This window comes from Gilliamella apis (assembly GCF_002142155.1).
Taxonomy (GTDB): domain Bacteria; phylum Pseudomonadota; class Gammaproteobacteria; order Enterobacterales; family Orbaceae; genus Gilliamella; species Gilliamella apis.
Map to the genome: position 1 here is coordinate 1 of NZ_NASD01000052.1, position 913 is coordinate 913.

Annotated in this window: 2 protein-coding genes; both read right to left on the minus strand. The window is 24.5% G+C overall.

The window, feature by feature from the left end; genetic code table 11:
* Positions 1-392, minus strand: a 392-nt coding sequence (locus tag B6C84_RS11440; RefSeq protein WP_133053380.1) for a hypothetical protein, incomplete at its 3' end; no start/stop codon positions are given.
* A gap of 325 nt (positions 393-717) precedes the next feature.
* The gene (locus B6C84_RS11445; protein WP_086319833.1) at positions 718-882 is read right to left on the minus strand and encodes a helix-turn-helix transcriptional regulator; all 165 of its coding nucleotides are present in this window, start codon (positions 880-882) and stop codon (positions 718-720) included.
* Between the last annotated feature and the right edge of the window lie 31 nt (positions 883-913).

The following is a 913-nucleotide window of genomic DNA, read 5'->3' on the forward strand; positions in this document are numbered from 1 at the left end:
ATATTAGTAGTTCCATCATTATATCTTTTACGCCAAAAGCGATTACATAAACTCTTAAAATATTCTTTATATTCATTTGTAATATATAAAACCAAATGATAATGGTAATTACCATGTTTATTTTTTTCTAAAAAACCTAAGATATGAATCTTGTTCATTTGTTTTATCTTTTCTTTGCTACATCTAAAAATTCTTGAAACTATGTTATTTAACCAATCTTGGAGTGCTTTATATATACTCTCTTTATTGTGAACATTATTCGATGCTAAAGTAACAAACAAACAATTACCTTGACCATGAGACAATATAAAATTTTGTACCCATTCCTTAATATCTTCATAACTTTGTTTTCTTTTATTTTTGTTTTTTTCTAATTCCTCTATTACAGTCAATTTAAAACTCTCCTATACAATTTTCTACTTTATTTTAGGCAATACTCAACTATTGCTTATAAGTTAGACTTAAAGCACAAAATAAAGAGAATTAAAATTAGTAATAATGCATTTCGGACTTTAGTTAGCGACCTTCGCATAACGTATCAGAAATACTTATTTTTTTAGAAAGGTAATTGATAATATCAATGGTAATATCACTTGCAGTTAATTTTATGTACGATATTTAATGCCAAGAGATATTCATAATGTAGGACTAAATTTAAAATGTAATCAAATCACTCATTCTATGAAAATTAGAATTATTATATATTTATTTATAATATTATTTTTTCTCAACCCAGTTACAAACATCATCAGACGAATAGCGCACTGTACGTTCTGATATTTGAATTTTAGGTGGAAAATCATTTTTGCTAATTAATCTATAAGCGCTTGAGCGAGATATATTTAATAGTTCACACACTTCATTTAATTTTAAAAGTTTCATTTTTTTCCTTATAAATTATATTTAATAAAAG

Bases quoted from the DNA above. Each gene is read 5' to 3' on its own strand.
- B6C84_RS11445 (WP_086319833.1), bottom strand. From the start codon at position 882: ATGAAACTTTTAAAATTAAATGAAGTGTGTGAACTATTAAATATATCT.